The organism is Pseudomonas hormoni, from assembly GCF_018502625.1.
Lineage (GTDB): Bacteria > Pseudomonadota > Gammaproteobacteria > Pseudomonadales > Pseudomonadaceae > Aquipseudomonas > Aquipseudomonas hormoni.
The window spans coordinates 5912064-5932432 of record NZ_CP075566.1 but is presented as its reverse complement, the minus strand read 5'-3'; the positions used below and the strand labels follow the sequence as shown (position 1 = coordinate 5932432).

Annotated in this window: 16 protein-coding genes; 8 read left to right on the top strand and 8 right to left on the bottom strand. The window is 60.7% G+C overall.

Annotated elements, in window-relative coordinates:
* Positions 1-156: 156 nt before the first annotated feature.
* From KJF94_RS27595 to KJF94_RS27565, 7 genes are all read left to right on the top strand, one after another.
* Entirely contained in the window at positions 157-1398 is a 1242-nt protein-coding gene (locus tag KJF94_RS27595; protein ID WP_214380156.1) for an SfnB family sulfur acquisition oxidoreductase, read from the top strand.
* 23 nt (positions 1399-1421) lie between these two features.
* Positions 1422-2615: an SfnB family sulfur acquisition oxidoreductase gene (locus KJF94_RS27590; protein WP_214380155.1), complete on the top strand. Its 1194-nt coding sequence runs from the start codon at positions 1422-1424 to the stop codon at positions 2613-2615.
* Positions 2615-3973 carry an LLM class flavin-dependent oxidoreductase gene (locus KJF94_RS27585; protein ID WP_214380154.1) on the top strand — a complete coding sequence of 453 codons (1359 nt, stop codon included), beginning with the start codon at positions 2615-2617 and terminating at the stop codon, positions 3971-3973. Before KJF94_RS27590 ends, KJF94_RS27585 begins: the two co-directional genes overlap by 1 nt.
* 178 nt (positions 3974-4151) lie before the next feature.
* Positions 4152-4961: a MetQ/NlpA family ABC transporter substrate-binding protein gene (locus tag KJF94_RS27580; protein ID WP_214380153.1), complete on the top strand. Its 810-nt coding sequence runs from the start codon at positions 4152-4154 to the stop codon at positions 4959-4961.
* A 2-nt stretch (positions 4962-4963) separates the two neighbouring features.
* The gene (locus tag KJF94_RS27575; protein WP_214380152.1) at positions 4964-6085 is read left to right on the top strand and encodes a methionine ABC transporter ATP-binding protein; all 1122 of its coding nucleotides are present in this window, start codon (positions 4964-4966) and stop codon (positions 6083-6085) included.
* The gene (locus tag KJF94_RS27570) at positions 6075-6719 is read left to right on the top strand and encodes a methionine ABC transporter permease (protein ID WP_214380151.1); all 645 of its coding nucleotides are present in this window, start codon (positions 6075-6077) and stop codon (positions 6717-6719) included. Before KJF94_RS27575 ends, KJF94_RS27570 begins: the two co-directional genes overlap by 11 nt.
* A 187-nt stretch (positions 6720-6906) precedes the next feature.
* Entirely contained in the window at positions 6907-7536 is a 630-nt protein-coding gene (locus KJF94_RS27565; RefSeq protein WP_214380150.1) for a class I SAM-dependent methyltransferase, read from the top strand.
* Between the two features lie 108 nt (positions 7537-7644).
* On the opposite strand, the gene KJF94_RS27560 is transcribed toward KJF94_RS27565, so the two are convergent.
* From KJF94_RS27560 to KJF94_RS27545, 4 genes are all read right to left on the bottom strand, one after another.
* The gene (locus KJF94_RS27560) at positions 7645-9882 is read right to left on the bottom strand and encodes a glycoside hydrolase (protein ID WP_214380149.1); all 2238 of its coding nucleotides are present in this window, start codon (positions 9880-9882) and stop codon (positions 7645-7647) included.
* A gap of 89 nt (positions 9883-9971) precedes the next feature.
* Entirely contained in the window at positions 9972-13037 is a 3066-nt protein-coding gene (locus tag KJF94_RS27555) for an efflux RND transporter permease subunit (protein WP_214380148.1), read from the bottom strand.
* A complete protein-coding gene (locus KJF94_RS27550) occupies positions 13034-14101 on the bottom strand; it encodes an efflux RND transporter periplasmic adaptor subunit (protein WP_214380147.1) in 1068 nt (355 codons plus the stop codon). The genes KJF94_RS27555 and KJF94_RS27550 overlap by 4 nt, the downstream gene beginning before the upstream one ends.
* On the bottom strand, positions 14098-15201 hold the full coding sequence (locus KJF94_RS27545; RefSeq protein ID WP_214380146.1) for an efflux RND transporter periplasmic adaptor subunit: 1104 nt from the start codon (positions 15199-15201) through the stop codon (positions 14098-14100). The genes KJF94_RS27550 and KJF94_RS27545 overlap by 4 nt, the downstream gene beginning before the upstream one ends.
* Before the next feature lie 332 nt (positions 15202-15533).
* Here KJF94_RS27545 and KJF94_RS27540 point away from each other — a divergent pair, with 332 nt between their 5' ends.
* Complete coding sequence (locus KJF94_RS27540; RefSeq protein ID WP_214380145.1) at positions 15534-16730, top strand: AAA family ATPase; 1197 nt, start codon at positions 15534-15536, stop codon at positions 16728-16730.
* A gap of 161 nt (positions 16731-16891) precedes the next feature.
* Here KJF94_RS27540 and KJF94_RS27535 read toward each other — a convergent pair whose 3' ends face one another.
* From KJF94_RS27535 to KJF94_RS27520, 4 genes are read right to left on the bottom strand one after another with little or no spacing between them, the layout of a single operon-like run.
* The gene (locus KJF94_RS27535; RefSeq protein ID WP_214380144.1) at positions 16892-17773 is read right to left on the bottom strand and encodes a transporter substrate-binding domain-containing protein; all 882 of its coding nucleotides are present in this window, start codon (positions 17771-17773) and stop codon (positions 16892-16894) included.
* Entirely contained in the window at positions 17770-18552 is a 783-nt protein-coding gene (locus KJF94_RS27530; RefSeq protein ID WP_214380143.1) for an amino acid ABC transporter ATP-binding protein, read from the bottom strand. Before KJF94_RS27530 ends, KJF94_RS27535 begins: the two co-directional genes overlap by 4 nt.
* Positions 18549-19208, bottom strand: coding sequence for an amino acid ABC transporter permease (locus KJF94_RS27525; protein ID WP_214380142.1), 660 nt, complete (start codon positions 19206-19208; stop codon positions 18549-18551). Before KJF94_RS27525 ends, KJF94_RS27530 begins: the two co-directional genes overlap by 4 nt.
* Positions 19189-19854 (bottom strand): amino acid ABC transporter permease, encoded by a 666-nt coding sequence (locus tag KJF94_RS27520; protein WP_214380141.1) that lies wholly within the window; start codon positions 19852-19854, stop codon positions 19189-19191. The genes KJF94_RS27525 and KJF94_RS27520 overlap by 20 nt, the downstream gene beginning before the upstream one ends.
* Positions 19855-20369 lie beyond the last annotated feature (515 nt).

The window sequence follows — 20369 nt, the reverse complement described above, 5'->3', positions numbered from 1 at the left end:
CGCTTAGGGTATATGAACCGGACCACCGGACATTCTTGTTTTTACTTCGCCGCAACCCTCGCGGCGTTCCATGAGATGTGAGGTAGGTATGGTCCGGAACACAATCACCCCAGTGCAGATCGCCAGGGCATTGCGTGCAGCCAAGGAGCGGCACTGATGTCCAGTCTGGCAGAAGCTACCCTCCAGAGTGATCTGGATGTCGCCCCCCTGTTGTTGCCCGCGCAGGTTTTGCGCAACGACGCACAAGCCATCAAGGCCGCCCACGAACTGGCGCACGTCGCCCGCCTGCAAGCGGCCAGACGCGACCAGCAGCGCAAGTTGCCATGGTCGGAAATAGAACAGTTCACCCGCAGCGGCCTGGGCAGCATTGCCATCCCGCGCGAGTACGGTGGCCCCCAGGTTTCCTTCGTCACACTGGCCGAGGTGTTCGCGATCATTTCCGCGGCCGACCCGGCATTGGGACAGATCCCGCAGAACCAGTTCGGCATTCTCAACCTGGTGCTCGGCAGCGCCACCGAAGCGCAGAAAAAGCAGCTGTTCAAAAGCGTGCTGGAAGGCTGGCGCATCGGTAACGCGGGCCCTGAACGCGGCACAAAAAATACCCTCGAACTCAAGGCACGGATCACCGCCGACGGCGACGGTTTTGTCATCAGCGGACAGAAGTTCTACTCCACCGGCGCCCTGTTCGCCCACTGGGTCGCGGTCAAGGCGCTGAACGACGACGGCAAGCAAGTGCTGGCCTTTGTCCGTCGCGGCACACCGGGCCTGCGCATCGTCGATGACTGGTCCGGTTTCGGCCAGCGCACCACCGCCAGCGGCACCATTTTGCTCAACAACGTGCGGGTCGACGCCGAGCTGGTGGTGGATAACTGGAAAATCAACGACAAGCCGAATATTCAGGGCGCGGTGTCGCAATTGATTCAAGCGGCCATCGACGCCGGCATTGCTCGCGGTGCCATCGACGACGCCATCGAATTCGTGAAAACCCGCGCACGGCCGTGGATCGACGCCAAGGTCGAACGCGCCAGCGATGACCTGTACGTGATCGCCGACATCGGCAAGCTGAAAATCGAACTGCACGCCGCCGAAGCGCTGCTGCGCAAGGCTGGGCAAGTGCTTGATCAGGTCAATGCCGCGCCGCTCACCGCCGAGTCCGCCGCGCGCGCTTCGATTGCCGTGGCGGAAGCCAAGGTGCTGACCACCGAGATCTCGCTGCTGGCCAGCGAAAAACTCTTCGAACTCGCCGGCAGCCGCGCCACCCTTGCCGAATTCAACCTCGACCGCCACTGGCGCAACGCCCGCGTGCACACCCTGCACGACCCGGTGCGCTGGAAGTATCACGCGGTCGGCGCTTACCACCTCAACGGCACGCTGCCGGCTCGCCATTCCTGGATCTGACGACCAGACATCTGGAGAAACCTATGACTCTTTCTCACCACGTCGCGGTCATCACCAGCGATGAGCAAGCCCTGATCGTCGCCACGGATCTGGCTGAAGATTTCAAACGCGACAGCGCCCTGCGCGACCGCGAACGCCGTTTGCCGTACCCGGAACTGGAAGTGTTTTCCCGCTCGGGTCTGTGGGGCATCAGCGTGCCGAAGGAGTACGGCGGCGCTGGCGTTTCCAACGTCACGCTGGCCAAGGTGATTGCCTTGATCGCCCAGGCTGACGGCTCCCTCGGACAAATTCCGCAGAACCATTTTTATGCCCTCGAAGTGCTGCGTGTGAATGGCAGCACCGAGCAGAAAAAACGCCTCTACGCTGAAGTTCTCGCTGGTCAGCGCTTCGGCAATGCGCTCGCCGAACTCGGCACCAAAACCGCCCACGACCGCGTCACCAGTCTGACGCGCGATGGCAACGGCTATCGCATCAACGGCCGCAAGTTCTACGCCACGGGCGCGATCTACGCACAACGCATCCCGACGTCGGTGGTGGATGAAAACGGCGTGCAGCAACTGGCGTTCGTCCCGCGCGACAGCAAAGGCCTGAGCGTCATCGACGACTGGAGCGGCTTCGGCCAACGCACCACTGGTAGCGGTTCGGTGGTGTTCGAAGACGTCCACGTCGCCGCCGAAGATGTGATCCCGTTTCAAAGCGCTTTCGAACGCCCGACGACCGTCGGCCCATTGGCGCAGATTCTTCACGCCGCCATCGACACCGGCATCGCCCGCGCTGCCTATGAAGATGCGCTGCATTTCGTGCGGACCAAAACCCGGCCATGGATCGACGCCACGCACGAAAAAGCCATCGACGACCCGCTGACCATCAAGAGTTTCGGCCATCTGAGCATCCGTCTGCACGCCGCCGAAGCCTTGCTGGAGCGCTCCGGCGAATTCCTCGACAAGGCCCAGGCCGAGACCAACGCAGAGACCGTCGCCGCCGCATCGATTGCCGTCGCCGAAGCCCGCGCCATCAGCACCGAAATCTCCCTCGCCGCCGGCAGCACGCTGTTTGAACTGGCCGGCAGCCAGGCGACCCTGATCGAACACGGTCTGGATCGCCACTGGCGCAACGCTCGGGTGCACACGCTGCACGACCCGGTGCGCTGGAAGTATCACGCCGTGGGCAACTACTACCTCAACGATGAAAAGCCGCCGCTGCGGGGGACCATCTGATGGCCGACGCCAAAAAGAAGATCCTGCTCAACGCGTTCAACATGAACTGCATCGGGCACATCAACCATGGTTTGTGGACGCATCCACGGGACACCTCCACCCAATACAAAACCATCGAATACTGGACCGAACTGGCGCAGTTGCTGGAGCGTGGACTGTTCGACGGCTTGTTCATCGCCGACATCGTCGGCGTGTACGACGTCTACCAGAACTCGGTGGACGTGCCGCTGAAAGAGTCGATCCAGCTGCCGGTCAACGACCCGTTGCTGCTGGTCTCCGCAATGGCGGCGGTCACCAAAAACCTTGGCTTCGGGCTGACCGCCAACCTGACTTACGAACCGCCCTATCTGTTCGCCCGACGCATGTCGACGCTCGATCACCTGAGTCGCGGTCGGGTCGGCTGGAACATCGTCACCGGATACCTCGACAGCGCCGCCAAAGCCATGGGCCTGAGCGAACAGGTGGAACACGACCGTCGTTACGACCAGGCTGATGAATACCTCGAGGTGCTCTACAAACTCTGGGAAGGCAGTTGGGAAAACGGCGCGGTGCTCAACGATCCGCAGCAGCGGATCTACGCCCAACCCGAGAAAGTGCACAAGGTCGAGCACAAGGGCGAGTTCTATCAGGTCGAGGGTTATCACCTCTGCGAACCGTCGCCGCAGCGTACGCCGGTGCTGTTCCAGGCCGGCAGTTCGGATCGTGGTTTGCTGTTCGCCGGGCGGCATGCCGAGTGCGTATTCATCAGCGGCCAGAACAAACCGTCGACCAAGGTTCAAGTGGACAAGGTCCGCGCCAGCGCCGTCGAGGCCGGGCGCAATCCTGAGGACATCAAGGTGTTCATGGGGCTGAACGTGATCGTCGGCGCCACCGAAGAGCTGGCCTGGGCCAAGCATGCCGAGTACCTGAGCTACGCCAGCGCCGAGGCCGGCGTGGCGCATTTCTCGGCGTCGACCGGGATCGATTTTTCCGAGTACGAAATCGACGAGCCGATCCAGTACGTGAAGAGCAACGCGATTCAGTCGGCCACCAAGAACCTGCAAAACAACGACTGGACGCGGCGCAAATTGCTCGAGCAACACGCCCTCGGTGGTCGCTATATCACGGTGGTGGGCTCGCCGGAGCAAGTGGCGGATGAGCTGGAATCCTGGATCGCCGAAACCGGGCTGGATGGCTTCAACCTGACGCGGATTGTCACGCCGGAGAGCTATGTGGATTTCATTGAACTGGTGATTCCGGAGTTGCAGCGGCGCGGGTCGTACAAGACCGAATATGACAACGGCAGTTTGCGGGAAAAACTGTTTCACGCAGAGGCGCATTTGCCTGAGCAACATACAGGTTCGGCTTACCGACACTAATCCCCTGTGGCGAGGGAGCTTGCTCCCGCTCGACTGCGCAGCAGTCGCAAGACCTGCAACCGAGTTGTATCTGACACACCTCATCGAATGGCATTGGGCTGCTCCGCAGCCCAGCGGGAGCAAGCTCCCTCGCCACAAATGCGTTCACACATTTGTTAATTGACTGGAAATAACCATCATGACCAAGAACTACCTCTCTCACCCAGTCAAAGCACTGGCCCTGGCCCTCGGCCTCTTCAGCTCCATCACCTTCGCCGCCGACGCGCCGCTGAAAGTCGGCACCACCGCCGCTTTCGCCATCCCGCTGGAAGCCGCCGTCGAAGAAGCCAACAAACAAGGCCTGAAGGTCGAACTCGTCGAGTTCACCGACTGGATTGCCCCCAACGTCAGCCTCGCCGCCGGCGACATCGACGTGAACTACTTCCAGCACGTCCCGTTCCTGGAAAACGCCAAGGCCGCCTCCGGTTTTGACCTGGTGCCGTTCGCGCCGGGCATCATCAACAACGTCGGTCTCTACTCGAAAAAATACAAAAGCTTCGACGAGCTGCCGGAAGGCGCCAGCGTCGCCATCGCCAACGACCCGATCAACAGCGGTCGCGGCCTGCAACTGCTGGCCAAGGCTGGCCTGATCACCCTCAAACAGGGCGTCGGCTACAAGGCCACCGAAGAAGACATCATCGCCAACCCGAAGAAAATCAAAATCCTTCAGGTCGAAGCCGTGCAACTGGTGCGCGCCTACGATGACGCCGATCTGGTTCAGGGCTACCCGGCGTACATTCGCTTGTCGAAAACCTTCGATGCTGGCTCGGCCCTGCTGTTCGATGGCCTCGACCACAAGGAATACGTGATCCAGTTCGTGATCCAGCCGAAAAGCAAAACCGACCCGCGCCTGATCAAATTCGTCGACATCTACCAGCATTCGCCAGCCGTTCGCGCTGCCCTGGACAAGGCTCACGGCAAGCTCTATCAAGCCGGTTGGGAAAGCTGAACATGACGGCCGCTATCCAACAGCGACTGGAAATTCCAGAGCCTCAGAAAGCCGAACAGACCGAACTGCACCCGGACCTGAACCGTGCTCATGTGCGCTTTATCGGTCTGGGCAAAACCTACAACGGCCAGCAAGGTCCGGTGGCGGCGCTGCACGGCATCGACCTGGCGATCCAGCGCGGTGAAGTGTTCGGCATCATCGGCCGCAGCGGCGCCGGCAAGTCGTCGCTGATCCGCACCATCAACCGCCTCGAACAACCGAGCACGGGCCGCGTGCTGATCGATCAAGTGGACATCGGCGAGTTCGATGAAGACCGCCTGGTAACACTGCGTCGCCGCATCGGCATGATCTTCCAGCACTTCAACCTGATGTCGGCCAAGACCGTTTGGCAGAACGTCGAGTTGCCGCTGAAGGTCGCCGGTGTGCCGAAGGAAAAACGCGAGCAGAAGGTTCGTGAACTGCTGGAACTGGTCGGCCTGCAAGAGAAACACAAGGCATACCCGGCGCAGTTGTCCGGCGGCCAGAAACAGCGCGTCGGCATTGCTCGCGCGCTGGTGCATGACCCGGCGATTCTGCTGTGCGACGAAGCCACCTCGGCACTGGACCCGGAGACCACGCAATCGATCCTCGGCCTGCTGCGCGAGATCAATCAGCGCCTGGGTTTGACCATCGTGCTGATCACTCACGAGATGGCAGTCATCCGCGATATCTGCGACCGCGTCGTGGTGTTGGAGCATGGGCGCATCGTCGAGCAAGGGCCGGTCTGGGAAGTGTTCGGCAACCCGCAGCATGAGGTCAGCAAAACCTTGCTCGCACCGTTGCAACATGCGTTGCCGGAGGAGCTGCAAAGTCGCCTTCAGGCGCAACCACAGTCGTCTGACGCCGCCGTGGTCCTGCGTCTGCAATTCACCGGCAGCGCCACGGACGAACCGGATCTGGCCGCGTTGTTCGCCGCACTCGGTGGCCGTGTGCGTTTGCTGCAAGGCGGCGTGGAACGGATTCAGGGCCATGCACTGGGGCAACTGCTGCTGGCGGTGGCCGGCTCGTCGCTCGGTGCAGAAGAACTGCGCCAGCGCGCCGGTCACTGGGCACAACAGGTGGAGGTGCTGGGTTATGTGGTTTGATCGCTTGCTGCAAGGTTTCATCGACACGTTTTTGATGGTGGGCGTGTCCTCATTGATCGCGCTGCTGGCGGGCATTCCGATGGCGGTGATTCTGGTCACCAGCGACAAGGGCGGAATCTACGAAGCACCGGTGCTGAACCGTGTATTGGGCGCGTTCGTGAACCTGTTTCGCTCGATTCCATTCTTGATTTTGATGGTGGCGCTGATTCCGTTCACACGGTTGATCGTTGGCACCACTTACGGTGTCTGGGCCGCTGTCGTGCCGCTGACCATTGCGGCCACGCCTTTCTTTGCGCGTATCGCGGAAGTCAGTTTGCGTGAAGTGGATTTCGGGTTGATCGAGGCAGCGCAGGCGATGGGGTGCCGGCGTTGGCACATTGTCTGGCATGTGTTGTTGCCTGAGGCGCTGCCGGGGATTGTGGGTGGTTTCACCATTACCTTGGTGACAATGATCAACTCATCGGCCATGGCCGGGGCGATTGGTGCCGGTGGGCTTGGGGACATCGCGTATCGGTACGGGTATCAGCGGTTTGATAGCCAGATCATGCTGACGGTGATTGTGTTGCTGGTGGTGCTGGTGGCGGTGATTCAGTTGGGTGGGGATCGGTTGGCGCGGGGTCTTAATAAGCGTTGAATCCGGCTGAAGTCTTTGATCGACAGTGATACCGCTTTCGCGGGCAAGCCTCGCTCCTACGGTAGTTGCATCGTCCAAACGATCACAAAACTCTGCAGGAGCGAGGCTTGCCCGCCAATGGCTGCCCAGCAGCCACCGGCGTCATGGCGTATATTCGGCGAACTCACATTGCCTGCGTAGCCCGACCATGAAACAGACTCCCGCCGACCTCGAGCAGATCACCTCTACCACACTGAGTCATTACAACTCGGTGGCCGAAGGTTTTCGCGAAGGGACGCGTGACCATGACGTCAGCCAGAACATCGATGCGCTGTTGCGGCATATCCAGGGCGAGGCGCCGTTCGACATTCTCGATTTTGGCTGCGGGCCGGGACGTGATTTGCAAACTTTCACGCGCATGGGCCACACAGCGGTCGGGCTCGACGGTTCGGAGAAGTTTGCGCAAATGGCCCGCGAGGACAGTGGTTGTGAGGTGTGGCAGCAGGACTTTCTGAAGCTTGATCTGCCGGCCGGGCGTTTTGACGGGATCTTCGCCAATGCCGTGCTGTTCCACATTCCGCGTCAGGAATTACCTCGGGTGTTGAAGGAGTTGTATGAGGCATTGAGGCCGGGTGGGGTGTTGTTCAGTTCGAATCCGCGTGGCGAGAATCAGGAAGGCTGGAACGGGCCGCGTTATGGGGCGTATCACGATCTCCAGGCGTGGCAGGAACGGCTGACCGAGGCTGGGTTTGTGGAGCTTGAGCATTACTATCGGCCAGCCGGGCTGCCGAGGGAGCAGCAGCCCTGGTTGGCGAGTGTCTGGCGCAAAACAGTGTAGTCAATGCCGACGCCTTCGCGGGCAAGCCACGCTCCCACAGGTTTTGCGTCTAGCACAACGCCAAGATCGACAAAAAGCCTGTGGGAGCGGGCTTGCCCGCGATGGTCTTCAGCGCACCGAAGAAACCTGATAATTCATCACCGTCCCGTCCAGGCCAAACGCCGTGACGCTATGCCCCGCCAACCGTTTGCCTTCAACCTCACGCTCGCGCGAATCAAAATTGGCCACCAGCCGTGTGCCATCGGCAAACGTGGTTTGCTGCACCTGGCGGTCCTCGCTCAACCAGCGGAAATCCGTCATCGCCTCAGCCGCCAGTCGCTCATGCAGCGGCCGAAAAAAAGCATCCTGTCGTGCAATCACTGGAAGCCGCTGCTTTAACGTATCGGCGCTCAGGTGATAAAGCGGCGGCACGTTATAGAGCAACTGCGTCAGTTCGTTCTCCGCCCGCACATTGCTCAGCTTCAGGCTGTCGAATAACCAGTGATGGGTGGTGATCACCGACCCGTGGAACACTGCCTGATACAGCGGCAAGCGCGTCTGCGGGGCAAAGTGCGCCGTGCGATAGGGTTCCTTGAGCGGCACCGTTTTGAAAAAAACCTGAGGCTTTTCGTTGGGAAACCAGCGGCCCAGGTAATAGGGTGATTCAGGGTTCTTGCTCATGTCCGGATCGCCCCAGCCGATCACCGGTGTCTGCATACCATGAGCAAAAAGCACGCCCCGCGCGGTGGTGGCGTTGCCGTCCTCGGAGCCGGCCGGCAGTTGCAATGCCTCATTCAACCAACGCGAAGCGTCGATATTGCCCTCGGCATTTTGCGCCTGGGTCATGGTGGCGCCGGGGCGATAGCTGTCGAACAACATGCCCGTGGCGTAGGCGTCGAGAAACCAGCTATTGAACCCGGCCTTGGCCTGCACGGCGCGGATTCGAGCCTCAAGCAATGGCCGTACACAACGCGGATCGGTGTAATGCCCCGACTGCTGGAAACCGCTTTTGAAGGCGCCGCTGTTCAACACAATCGCGCATTCAAGGTTGGCCCGTGAGCCGAGGTGCGCGGTGGTCCAGTCCGGGTTTTCAATGGCGGTCAATGCGGTTTCGTAAGAATCGTAAGGCGCCACCAGATAACCGGCCGCCACGCCTTGGCTCACCGCTTCAGGATGCCAGAGTCCGCCCTCCCAGCCCTCGCCGAGGCCTAACCATAAACGCGACAACCCAGCGGCCTGCAGTTGTTCAAATGTTCTCGGCGACAACGTGCTGCCCCAGCGTTCCGGGGTGGCCGTCAGCGCCTCGGCGAACGCTTTCGCCACTTCCGTGCGCAGCCGGCCAAAACCCTCAGCCAGTTTTTGCATGTCCGGCTCAACGACTGATTGCCAGCCACTTCGCGCCTTTTGATTGAGCGCGCCGTTGAGGCTGCGCAACAACGCAGTTTGCTGGTAAGGGTCGAGAGAAGGTTGGGCGCGACTCAGGATCTGCCGGGTTTCAGCGTCGAAACTGCCACGCAACTCTCTGGCCAGGCCGCCAGTGCCCCGCAGCAGTTTCAGCAATGCCGGCCAACTGCGCACATCATCGGACCCGAGCAGGTCATTGCCCCACAGATAAACATGGCTGGCCCCCAACAGCTTTTTCGCCTCGGGGGTATTCAGCAGTTTGTCGCTCAAGGGCTCGTATTGCCCGTTGTCGATCAACCATTGTCGATAGCGTTTGGCACTGGCCAAGGGATCGGCATCGCCCAACGACAGCGTGAAGGTCAACGGTGTACCGGGCTCAAGCGAGGTGAACTCGTGACGGGCGGCCAGCGCCAGGGTCTTGCCTTCGGCGCTGAACGTGAGGCGATTGTTGTATGGATTGGTCATTAGCCAGTTCAGCGTGAAACTGCCGTGATCGACGCCCCACAGCGGCAGGCTCAGGTCCTGGGTGGTATTGAACTCGCCTCGATCGAGCAAAAAGGACTGCCACAGCGGATCCCCGGTCGGCACGTAATGCCCCTCCGCCAATGGCCAGATCAAGCCCTTGCCCATGGCGATACCCGGTTGTTTGAGAAAGCTCAACTCACCAGGATCGCGGGCCGTTATGGTCAAGGAGAGGTCGCGCTGGTCGAGGGTGGCACTCAACGCCCAGGCGCCATCGTCCCATTGCCAGTTCATGTGAGTGTCGCTCTGTACAAGATGGCTGACCTTGTGCACGGACACACCGACCGACACCTGCACGGGCGCAATTTGCGCAGGAGTGGCGCGAATCGCCAGCGTCGCGGGGTCGAGTTCGACACGCCACAGAGGGTTTTCGAGCACGCTATCGGCCAGCGTCCAGCGCGACAGCAACAGGCCAGCGATCAGCAACACTAAGCGAAACATCAAGTGTCCCTTCTTCAGATGAAAAGGGACACTAACGCATTGCGCCAGTCGTGTAAGTCAGACCGTTCCTAAAATACCAGCCACATGAATCAACGCGTCGGCACCGATGCCTCTTTCTTCGGCTCGCGAATCTTGTACCAGGCCACATACAGCGCCGGCAGAAACAACAGCGTCAGCAACGTCGCGATGATGATGCCGCCAATCATCGCGTAAGCCATCGGCCCCCAGAACACTTCGCGGGCAATCGGGATCATCCCCAGGCTCGCCGCCGCGGCCGTCAGCAGAATCGGCCGGCGACGGTGTTCCGTGGCTTGTGCCACTGCATCCCACGGGGCTAGTCCCTCTTTCTCCAACTCTTCGATCTGCGTCACCAGAATCACCGAGTTGCGGATGATGATGCCGATCAGCGCCAGAATCCCGAGGATCGCCACGAAGCCCATCGGCGTACCTGTCGGGATCAGCGCCAGTACCACGCCGATCAGGCCCAGCGGCGCGACGCTGGCCACCAGGAACAGCTTCTGAACGCTGTGCAACTGGATCATCAGGAAGGTCGCCATCAGGAAGAGCATCAACGGCACAACCTTGGCAATCGGCCCCTGGGACTTGGCACTTTGCTCAACCGTACCACCGGTGGCGACCGTGTAACCCACCGGCAAACTGGCGGCGAATTTGTCGATGGCCGGCTTCAGTTGCTTGACCAGATCGGTCGGCTGAATCTCGTCGCGCACCGCCGCCTTGATGGTGATCGTCGGTTTTCGGTCGCGACGCCAGACCAGCGGCTGCTCCAGTTCATAGCGTACGGTCGCGAAGGCCAACAGCGGAATCGAGGTGCCGCTCGGCGTGACGATCTGCAGGTTCTGCAAGGTTTCCGGCGTACCGCGCTCCGCGTCCACCGCGCGGCCAACGACGTTGATCAGGTAGATATCGTCATCGACCTGCGTCACCGGCGCACCGACCACAATGCTGTTCATCAGGTTGGCCACGTCTTCCGACGACAGCCCCAGTTGCCGCACCTTGTCCTGGGCGATGTCGATGCGCAGGACTTTGCCCGGCTCGTTCCAGTCGTAAATGATCTCGCCGATGTGCGAGTTCTTGTCCAGTTCGGTGGCCAGGGCGATGGCGTGTTTACGCACCTGGTCGATGTCCTTGCCGCTGACCCGGTACTGAATCGGCCGCCCGACAGGCGGGCCCACTTCCAGCGCCTGGACGTAGCTGCCGATGCCAACGAAATCCTTGCGCAAGCGCTCGCGCAAACGCTGACTCAGGGCTTCTCGCGATTCCGGGCCCTTGCTGACGATGACCAATTGCGCGTAGTACGGATTCTGCAATTGCTGGTCGAGCGGCAGGTAGAAACGGATCGCCCCCTCGCCGATGTAGGTGCTCCAGCGCACGATGTCCGGATCGTCCTTGAACGTGGCTTCGAGCTTGTCCACCACCTTGCGGGTTTCGGCAATCGAGGCGTTTTGCGGCAGGTTCAGGTCTACGAGGATTTCCGGGCGGTCGGAGGACGGGAAGAACTGGTTCTGCACGAACTGCATGGAAAACACCGATGCCACGAACAAGGCAATGGTGATGCCGATGGCCCACCAGCGATTGCGCATGGCCCAGAGCATGCTGTAATTGAAGGCACGGCCAATGCGCCCAGGCTCGGTGTCGTGGGCTTTCACGTTGGCGCTGAGGATGTGCACGCCAATCACCGGCGCGAACAACACCGCGACGACCCACGACACAAGCATCGCCACTGCAATCACCGCGAACAGCGAGAAGGTGTACTCGCCCGCCGAACTGGCGTTCAGGCCGATCGGCACAAAACCGGCCACCGTCACCAGCGTACCGGTGAGCATCGGGAACGCGGTCGAGGTGTAGGCGAAGGTGGCCGCCTGCTCCTTGGTTTCGCCCATTTCCAGGCGGGTGACCATCATCTCCACCGTAATCATCGCGTCGTCCACCAACAGGCCAAGGGCGATAATCAACGCGCCGAGGGAAATCCGCTGCATGGTGATGCCGCTGTACTCCATGAAGACGAAGACCAGCGCCAGCACCAGCGGAATCGAGCACGCCACCACCAAACCGGCGCGCACGCCGAGGCTGACGAAGCTGACGATCAGCACGATCACCACCGCTTCAAACAGTGCGCTGGTGAAGCCGCCGACGGCCTTTTCCACAACGGCAGCCTGGTCGGAAACGTTGTACACACCAACGCCCACAGGCAAGTCAGCGGTAAAGTCGGTCATGCGCTCGTGCAGCGCCTTGCCGAAATCCTGAATGTTGCCGCCCTTCTTCATGGCGATGGCGAGTCCGATGCCCGGGTGACCGTTGAAGCGAAACTCCGGCGTCGACGGGTCGACATAACCCCGGCTGATGTCCGCAATGTCAGCCAGACGATAGAAGCGATCGTTGAGCCGCAGGTTGACGTTTTCCAGGTCTTTTTCGGAAGCGAACTGCCCCGTGGTGCGCACGGAAATCCGCTCCGGCCCGGCTTCAATGACCCCGGCCGGCGTCACGGCGTTTTGCGATTGCAGGCTCTCCACGACCTGGCGCTGATCGATGCCCAGCGCCGCCAATTTACGGGTGGAAAAGTTCAGGTACAGCACTTCATCCTGCTCGCCGACCATCTCGACCTTGCCCAGACCCGGCACCTCACGGATCTCGGCGCGGACCTGCTCGACGTAATCGCGCAACTGGCGCATCGACAAGCCGTCGGCGGTGAAGGCGTACACCGAACCGAACACATCACCGAATTCGTCGTTGAACCCCGGCCCTTGCAGGCCCTTGGGGAAGTCGCCGCGGATGTCGTTGATCTTCTTGCGCACCTGGTACCAGATTTCCGGAATGTCCTTGGAACTGGTGGTGTCGCGCAGGTTGACGAACACCGTCGATTCGCCGGGACGGGTGTAGCTTTTCACATAGTCGAGGGAGTCGAGCTCTTCGAGTTTTTTCTCGATGCGGTCAGTGACCTGCTTGAGGGTTTCTTCCTGGGTCGCACCGGGCCAGCGGGTCTGGATCACCATGGTCTTGATGGTGAACGAGGGGTCTTCTTCGCGCCCCAGGTTCATGTACGAAAACACGCCCATCAGCAGCGCGATGAACATCAGATACCAGACAAACGACTGATGTTTGAGGGCCCATTCGGATAAGTTGAAACTCCCTTTCATTGTGGGTTGTCCTCGTCGATTTTCACTTTTTGCCCAGGTTTCAGGCTGTTCACACCGGCACTGACGACGCGCTCGCCGGATTTCACGCCGCTGGCCAGGACCATGGTGGTGTCGGTGCGACTGATCAGGCTGATGTCTCGCGGGGAAACGGTCTGGTTCTGCGGGTCGATGACCCAGATTCGCGATTTGCCATCGACTTCCTGGAGCGCGGTCAACGGCAGCTCAATGCGCGGTTTGATGGCTGAACTGAGCGTCACGCTGATCGCCGTGCCCAGGCGAAAGCCCGGTGGCGTATCGGTCAGCGTCAGGCGGGCGCGACGGGTGCGGGTGGCGCTTTGGGCCTGGGGTTCGATTTCGCGAACGATGGCGGTGGTGGTGATGCTCGGGTCCAGTTGCACGGCGACCTGAAACACCACGTCCGTCGGCAACTGATCGACCAGCGTGTCGGGCAGGTCGATCACCGCTTCCTTGATGTCCGGCTGCGCCAACGTCACCACTTGCTGGCCGGCGGTCACCACTTGCCCGGCTTCGGCATTCCACGCGGTGACGATGGCTTTGTGGTCAGTGCGCAGTTCGACGTAACCGAGTTGATCCCTGGCCTGATCGACCGCCGCCTTCGCTTGATCGAGGGAGGCCTGAGTGGTTTTCAGATCGGTCTGGGCGATGTCCAGCTGGGCCTGCGCACCGACCCCGCGATCGAACAGTTCCTGCTGACGCCGGGCGTTGGCCTGAGCGTTGATCAGTTGCGCCTGAACCTTCGCCAGATCGCCCTCAGCCGAGCGCAACTGATTTTGTTGATCCGTGGGATCGAGCGTGGCGAGCAAGGCACCTTTCTCGACTTCGGCGCCGACATCTACGTTGCGACTGGCGATCCGCCCCGGCACGCGGAAACCGACATTGGTTTCGTAACGGGCCTGGATGCTGCCGGCGAAGCGGCCGAGCGTTTCCTCGTCCAGCGCCTGGACCTTGATCGACAGCACCGGGCGTACCGGTTCCGGCGGCGGCTCTTTTTCCGAACAGGCCACCAGCATCACACCGGCAAACACCAGCAACAGGCGCTTCATGGCTGGGCTCCTTCGGCCAGGTCTTTATAGGTGTTTTCGGCGATTTCCACTTTCACGCCTGGGTGCAGCAACTGGCCGCCAGCAATGATGACTTTTTCGCCGCCCTTCAGGCCGTCGCTGATGATGACTTTGCCGGTCAGGTAACGACCGACCGTGACCGTATGCAACTGCGCCTTGCCTTCGTCGTCCACCAGCCACACGGCCGGGTCGTTGAGGTTTTTGGTCAGGGCCGACCACGGCAGCTCAACCGCCGACTTGCCCGGCGTCTTCGCCGTGGCGCTGACCACCGAACCAAGCTGCATGCCCTCCGGCAGACCGTTAAGGGTGACTTTGACCTGCACCGTGCCGGTCTGCGCGGAAACGGCCGGGGTGATTTCCCGAACCGTGCCCGTGGTCTTGATGGACGGGTTACCGAGCAGGCTGACCACGATCGTTTTGTCCTCGGGAGCCTCCGCCAGCAGCGATTCGTAGACGTTGAACACTGCGTCACGCTCACCGTCCCGGGCGAGGCTGAAAATCGGCATCGTGGCTTGCACCACCTGGCCGACTTCGGCCTGACGGGCCGTAATCACCCCCGGCGCGTCGGCGATTAGCGCGGTGTAACTCAGTTGCTCACGGGCATTGGCCAGTTGCGCCTGGGCGGCTGTCAGCGCGCTCTGGCTGCTGCGCAATGCGGCCTGGGCAGAGTCGAATTCGCTTTGACTGGTGTAGCCCTTGGGCAGGAGTTTTTGCTGGCGAACGAAGGCCGCAGCAGACTGTTTGACCCGCGCCTGTTCGGCGACGACCTGCGCCTGGGCCGAGTCGACGTTGGTCTGCAAGTCTTTCGGATCGAGTTTGGCGAGCACTTGTTTGGCCGACACCCGGTCACCGACATCGACCATACGCTGGATGATCTTGCCGCCGACGCGAAACGACAGCTCAGTCTGGACGCGAGCCTGAACATCGCCGGTGAGGGTCACGGATACGGCGTAGTCCGCCGGTTTGACGGCTTGCACGAAGACCCGTGGACGGTCCTTTTCGACCTGGGGTTTTTCGCCGCAGGCGCTCAACAGGACAAGGAGGCTCAGGCCAACCACTCTTTTCAATCCGGGACCAGCCATGCAGACTCCTTTGCGTTGTACGAACGTGCCAATGGCGATACGACTGTGAGCTTAGAACAGGGTTCAACAGGTGCACAGGATTGCTGCATCCTCTTTGCCAAGAGGCTTACCTGTGGCGAGGGAGCTTGCTCCCGCCGGCCGGTCCGCGCTTGGGCGCAGCAGTCGCAAACCCTGCAATCGCGTTTTGCCTGACACACCTCACGAATGCTTTGGGTCTGCTTCGCAGCCCAGCGCGAGCAAGCTCGCTCGCCACAAAAGTTCGCTCGCCACAGGGGATCACGGTGTTCCCGACAATAAGGCAAACTGGCGGACCATGCAGCAGGATGCTTCCCATGCTCAAAACCCTCGCGGTGGCCAATTACCGCTCGATCAATAAACTGGTGATTCCGCTGGGTCGTTTGAACCTGATCACAGGGCCGAACGGCAGCGGTAAATCCAACCTCTACCGCGCGTTGCGCCTGCTGGCGGAAACCGCCCAAGGCGGCGTGGTCAATGCGTTGGCCCGCGAGGGTGGGCTGGATTCGACCTTCTGGGCCGGACCGGAAAACATCACCCGGCGCATGCGTAACGGTGAAGTGCCGATCGAGGCGACCGTGCGTCACGGCGTCAAACGCCTGCGCCTGGGGTTTGCCGGCGAAGATTTCGGTTACTCGATCAGCCTGGGGCTGCCCGATTCCAACGGTCATTTCATGTTACCCGGACACAGTTCACCCATTCCGTCACGGTTCAGCCTCGATCCGCAAATCAAGCGCGAATGCCTGTGGGCCGGGGCGTTCTATCGTCCAGCGAGCCTGCTGGTGGATCGCGACGGCCCGATGATCCGCACCCGAACCAACCGCAACTGGGACGTGCTGGCTCAACACACGCCGACTTTCGACAGCCTGTTCGATCAGGTCGGCAGTCTGCGTACCTCGCCGGAGGTTCTGGAGATGCGTGAGTTCATCCGCCGCTGGCGCTTCTACGATCACTTTCGCAGCGACGCCGACGCACCGGTGCGTCAGCCACAACTGGGCACCCGCACCCCGGTGCTGCACCACGACGGCAGGGATCTGGCGGCGGCATTGCAGACCATTATCGAAATTGGCGACCCCGAAGCTTTGCGCAACGCCATCAGCGATGCGTTTCCCGGTGCACGGCTGCATATCGAGCCGCTGGCCGGCGGCCGGTTCGCCATCGAGTTTTATCAGGAAGGGTTGTTGCGACCGTTGTCAGCGGCGGAGTTATCCGACGGGACGTTGCGGTATTTGCTGTTGGTGGCAGCGCTGTTGACGCCGCGCCCGCCGACATTGATGGTGCTGAACGAACCGGAAACCAGCCTGCATCCGGACCTGTTGCCGGCGTTGGCGCGCTTGATTATCCGGGCGTCGGAGCAGTGTCAGGTGTGGGTGGTGTCCCATGCGCGGCGGCTGATCTCGGCGTTGCAGGAAGACCCGGAATGCAACTGTATTGTGCTGGAGAAAAACCTCGGCCAGACCGGGATTGTCGGGCAGCGGATGCTGGATGAACCGGCGTGGTATTGGCCGGATTGATCGTCCCACCCTCTGTGGCGAGGGAGCTTGCTCCCGTTCGGCTGCGCAGCCGCCGCAATGCGTTGCCTCAGGCAAATCGCATACACAGGTTTTAGGGCCGCTGCGCGCCCCAGCGGGAGCAAGCTCCCTCGCCACAGGTGGGAACAATCAGACTGGGCGAATCAACCCTGCCACTTCCCACCCTCGACAATCACGCTCTCAGGCTTGGTGTCATCGCTCAGCTCCTTGCGCACGTACTGGTCGTACAGCTTGAGCAAATATTTCTCTTCACCCAGCTTCGCCAACTCGGCGTTCACCCAGTCACGCAGTTCGATATTGCCCTTCTTCACCGCCGGTGCAATCGGCGCTTCGGCGCCCAGTGTCTGGCTCAGCACGCGATAGCCTGGGTTCTGCTTGGCCCAGCTGAACAGCACCAGATTGTCTTGCGCGTACGCATCGCCACGACCATTGGCCAACGCTTGCAGGGACTCGGAGTTTTTCTCGAACTTCAGCAGTTTCCAGTCCGGATGGTTTTTGGTCAGCCAGATGTCCGCCGTTGTGCCGGTGGTAACGATGGTGGTGCGGGTTGCCAGGTCATCGAGGTTTTTCACGTCGCTGGCCTGTGGCACCAGCGCCTGCACCGCGACTTTCAGGTTCGGGTTGGTAAATTCCACCGCTTCCTTGCGCTCCGGGGTCACGGTCATGTTGGCCAGGATCAGGTCGACCTTGTCGCTTTGCAGAAACGGAATCCGGCTCGCCGGCTCCACGGCAACGAACTCGACCTTGTTTTCATCGCCCAGCAGGTCCTTGGCGAACTGGCGGCCGATGTCGGTATCGAAACCGACGTAACGCCCGGCTTCATTGACGAATCCAAACGGTGGCTTGTCGGTGAAGACGCCGACGATCAACTTGTCCCGTGCCTTGATTTTGTCCAGGTAGCTGGCCGGCGCGGTGCTTTCGCTGGCGACTTTCGGCTTCGGTGGTTCTTCGGTTTTGTTGCAGCCGGCCAGCAGTGCGAGGCCGAGCAGCGGGAGTAGCAGCAGAGAAGACTTGGCAGTTTTCATGGCAGTTCCAGTTCCTTTGTTTGAGTCGTTTTGGGTAGTGCGGCGACGTAGGAGAACTTCTCCAGGAACTGCTGCGCTCGTGCGGTTTGCGGGTTCGTAAAGAAAATCTCGGGTGGGTTTTGTTCAAGGATTCGTCCGGCATCCATGAACACGATTCGGTCAGCCACGGCGCGGGCAAAGGCCATTTCGTGGGTGACGATCAGCAGCGTCATGCCTTCGCGGGCCAGGCCCTGGATGACTTCCAGCACTTCCTTGACCATTTCCGGGTCGAGGGCGGCGGTGACTTCATCGAACAACATGACCTTGGGGTTCATGCACAGCGAGCGGACGATGGCGATGCGTTGCTGCTGGCCGCCGGAGAGCTGGCGCGGAAACGCATCGCGCTTGTCCGAGAGGCCCACGCGCGCCAGCAACGCTTCGGCCTGATCCCGGGCTTCGCGGCGTTCGCGTTTCTGCACCTTGACCGGGCCCAGCAGCAGGTTGTCGAGCACGCTCATGTGCGGAAACAGGTGATAACTCTGGAACACCATGCCGATCTGCTGCCGCACTTCGCGCCAGTCGGTGCCCTTGTCCAGCAACTCGCGGCCGGCCAGTTTCAGGCTGCCGCTGTGGGCGACTTCCAGCCCGTTGAGGCAACGCAGCAACGTGCTTTTGCCGCAGCCACTGGGGCCGAGGATGACGATCACTTCGCCGGACTTCACTTGCAGGTCGATACCGTTCAGCACCTGCTGTTCGCCGAAAAACTTGTTGAAACCCTTGAACTCGATCAATGCGCTCATGCTTGCGTCCAGCGCCGCTCCAGCACGCGCGAGGCGGCCGAGAGCGGGTAGCAGATGAAAAAGAAAAACAGGAACAGCGCGCCGTAGATCAGCACGGATTCGTAGGTGCGTTCGATGATCTGCTGACCGACCTTGACCACGTCCACCACACCGATCAGCACCGCCAGCGAGCTGGTCTTGATGATGCGCGTGTAGACGTTGATGGTCGGCGGCGTCATGCGTTTCAGCGCCTGGGGCAACAACACGTAGCCGTAGAGTTGCGGGCCGTTCAGGCCAATCGACAACCCCGCTTCACGCTGACCGCGCGGCAATGAATGCAACGCGCCGCGCACCACTTCGCCGACCTCGCTGGCGCCCCACAGCGACAGCACCAGCACTGCGCACCAGAAGCTCGGAATGCTCAGGCCGAAGAAGATCGGCAAACCGAAGAACAGCAAGTACAACCAGACCAGTACCGGGATCGCCCGGAACAGCTCCAGATACACCCGCAAAATCGCATGCAGCCACTTCGAATTCAGCGTGCGCAACACGCCGTAGAACACGCCGCCAACAGTGCTGATGGCGATGCTCAGGAAAGAAATCGACAGGGTTTGCGCAGCGCCCTTGCCCAGTTGCGGCAATGACACCCACAACAACTCAAGACCCGAACTGGCCATGCTGGAGCCTCCTTTCCAGACGGCTGAGCAACAGCGACAGCGGCAAGAACAGCAACACGCAAATCAGCGTCAGCACGGCGAGCATTTCGTAGGTTTTGTAGTAGAGCGCGATGTAGCTTTTGGTGGTGTAGAGAATCTCTGGCACCGCCACGGCCGAAACCACGGTGGTTTCCTTGAGCAGGAAAATGAAGTTGGCGAACAGCGACGGCAGGCTGAGGATGCCGGCTTGCGGCAGGATCACGTAGCGAAGTAATTGCCCATGGGACAAACCGATGGAGCGACCGGATTCCAGCTGCGCCTGAGGCACTGCGTCCACACCCGCTCGCAGTACTTCCGTGAGGTAAGCACCGCCCAGGAACGTCATGGTGATGATCGCTGCCGCAAACCCCGAGACCTTGATGCCCAGCGCCGGCAAGGCGAAGTAAACGAAGAACAGCTGGATAAGCAGCGGCGTATTGCGCGCCAGCTCCACGTACAGCCCGACCAGGCGTTGCAGGTAAGGCGTGCGGAACACCAGAATCGTCGCGTTGATCAGCGCCACCAGCATCGACGTGCCGATGGCGATGAAGCCGACCTGCAGCGTCACGCCCACGGCCTTGAGAAACGCCGGCAAGGTGCTGAGGATAAAAGCGTAATCGAAATTCATTGAACATCCTGGACGCCGCTCGGTAAGCGACGGTGGTGCGGTCCATGGGCGGTGGATAACCACCCGGCAGGTACCGACTTTAAAGGTATAAAAAGAAGAATTTAAATACCGTTAAAGCATATTGATATCACGCAAAAAACTATCCTGCGGATTTGCTGCGACGCAGGAAGACGACTATTTTCCTTTTGGCTGTAGGAAGGATCTTTTTTTCGAAATAGCCCTCCAAGGACGCACAGCTATTGGCCAGACTCCCCCGGCCAAACCATCACAAGGAAGAGAACATGGCTGACGTAAAAGCACCGCAGCGACTGGATCCGCAGGACATCGTGAAGTTATTGGTGGCGTTGCGCAGGGCGTTGAAGGCCAGGGTGGCCTGAGCGCCCTGGCAGTTCTGGTAGCTCTGATAGCTCTGATAGCTCTGATAGCTCTTGATTTTGTGGCGAGGGAGCTTGCTCCCGCTCGGCTGCGCAGCAGTCGTAAAACCAGCCAACGCGATGTACCTGCCAGCAGTTATT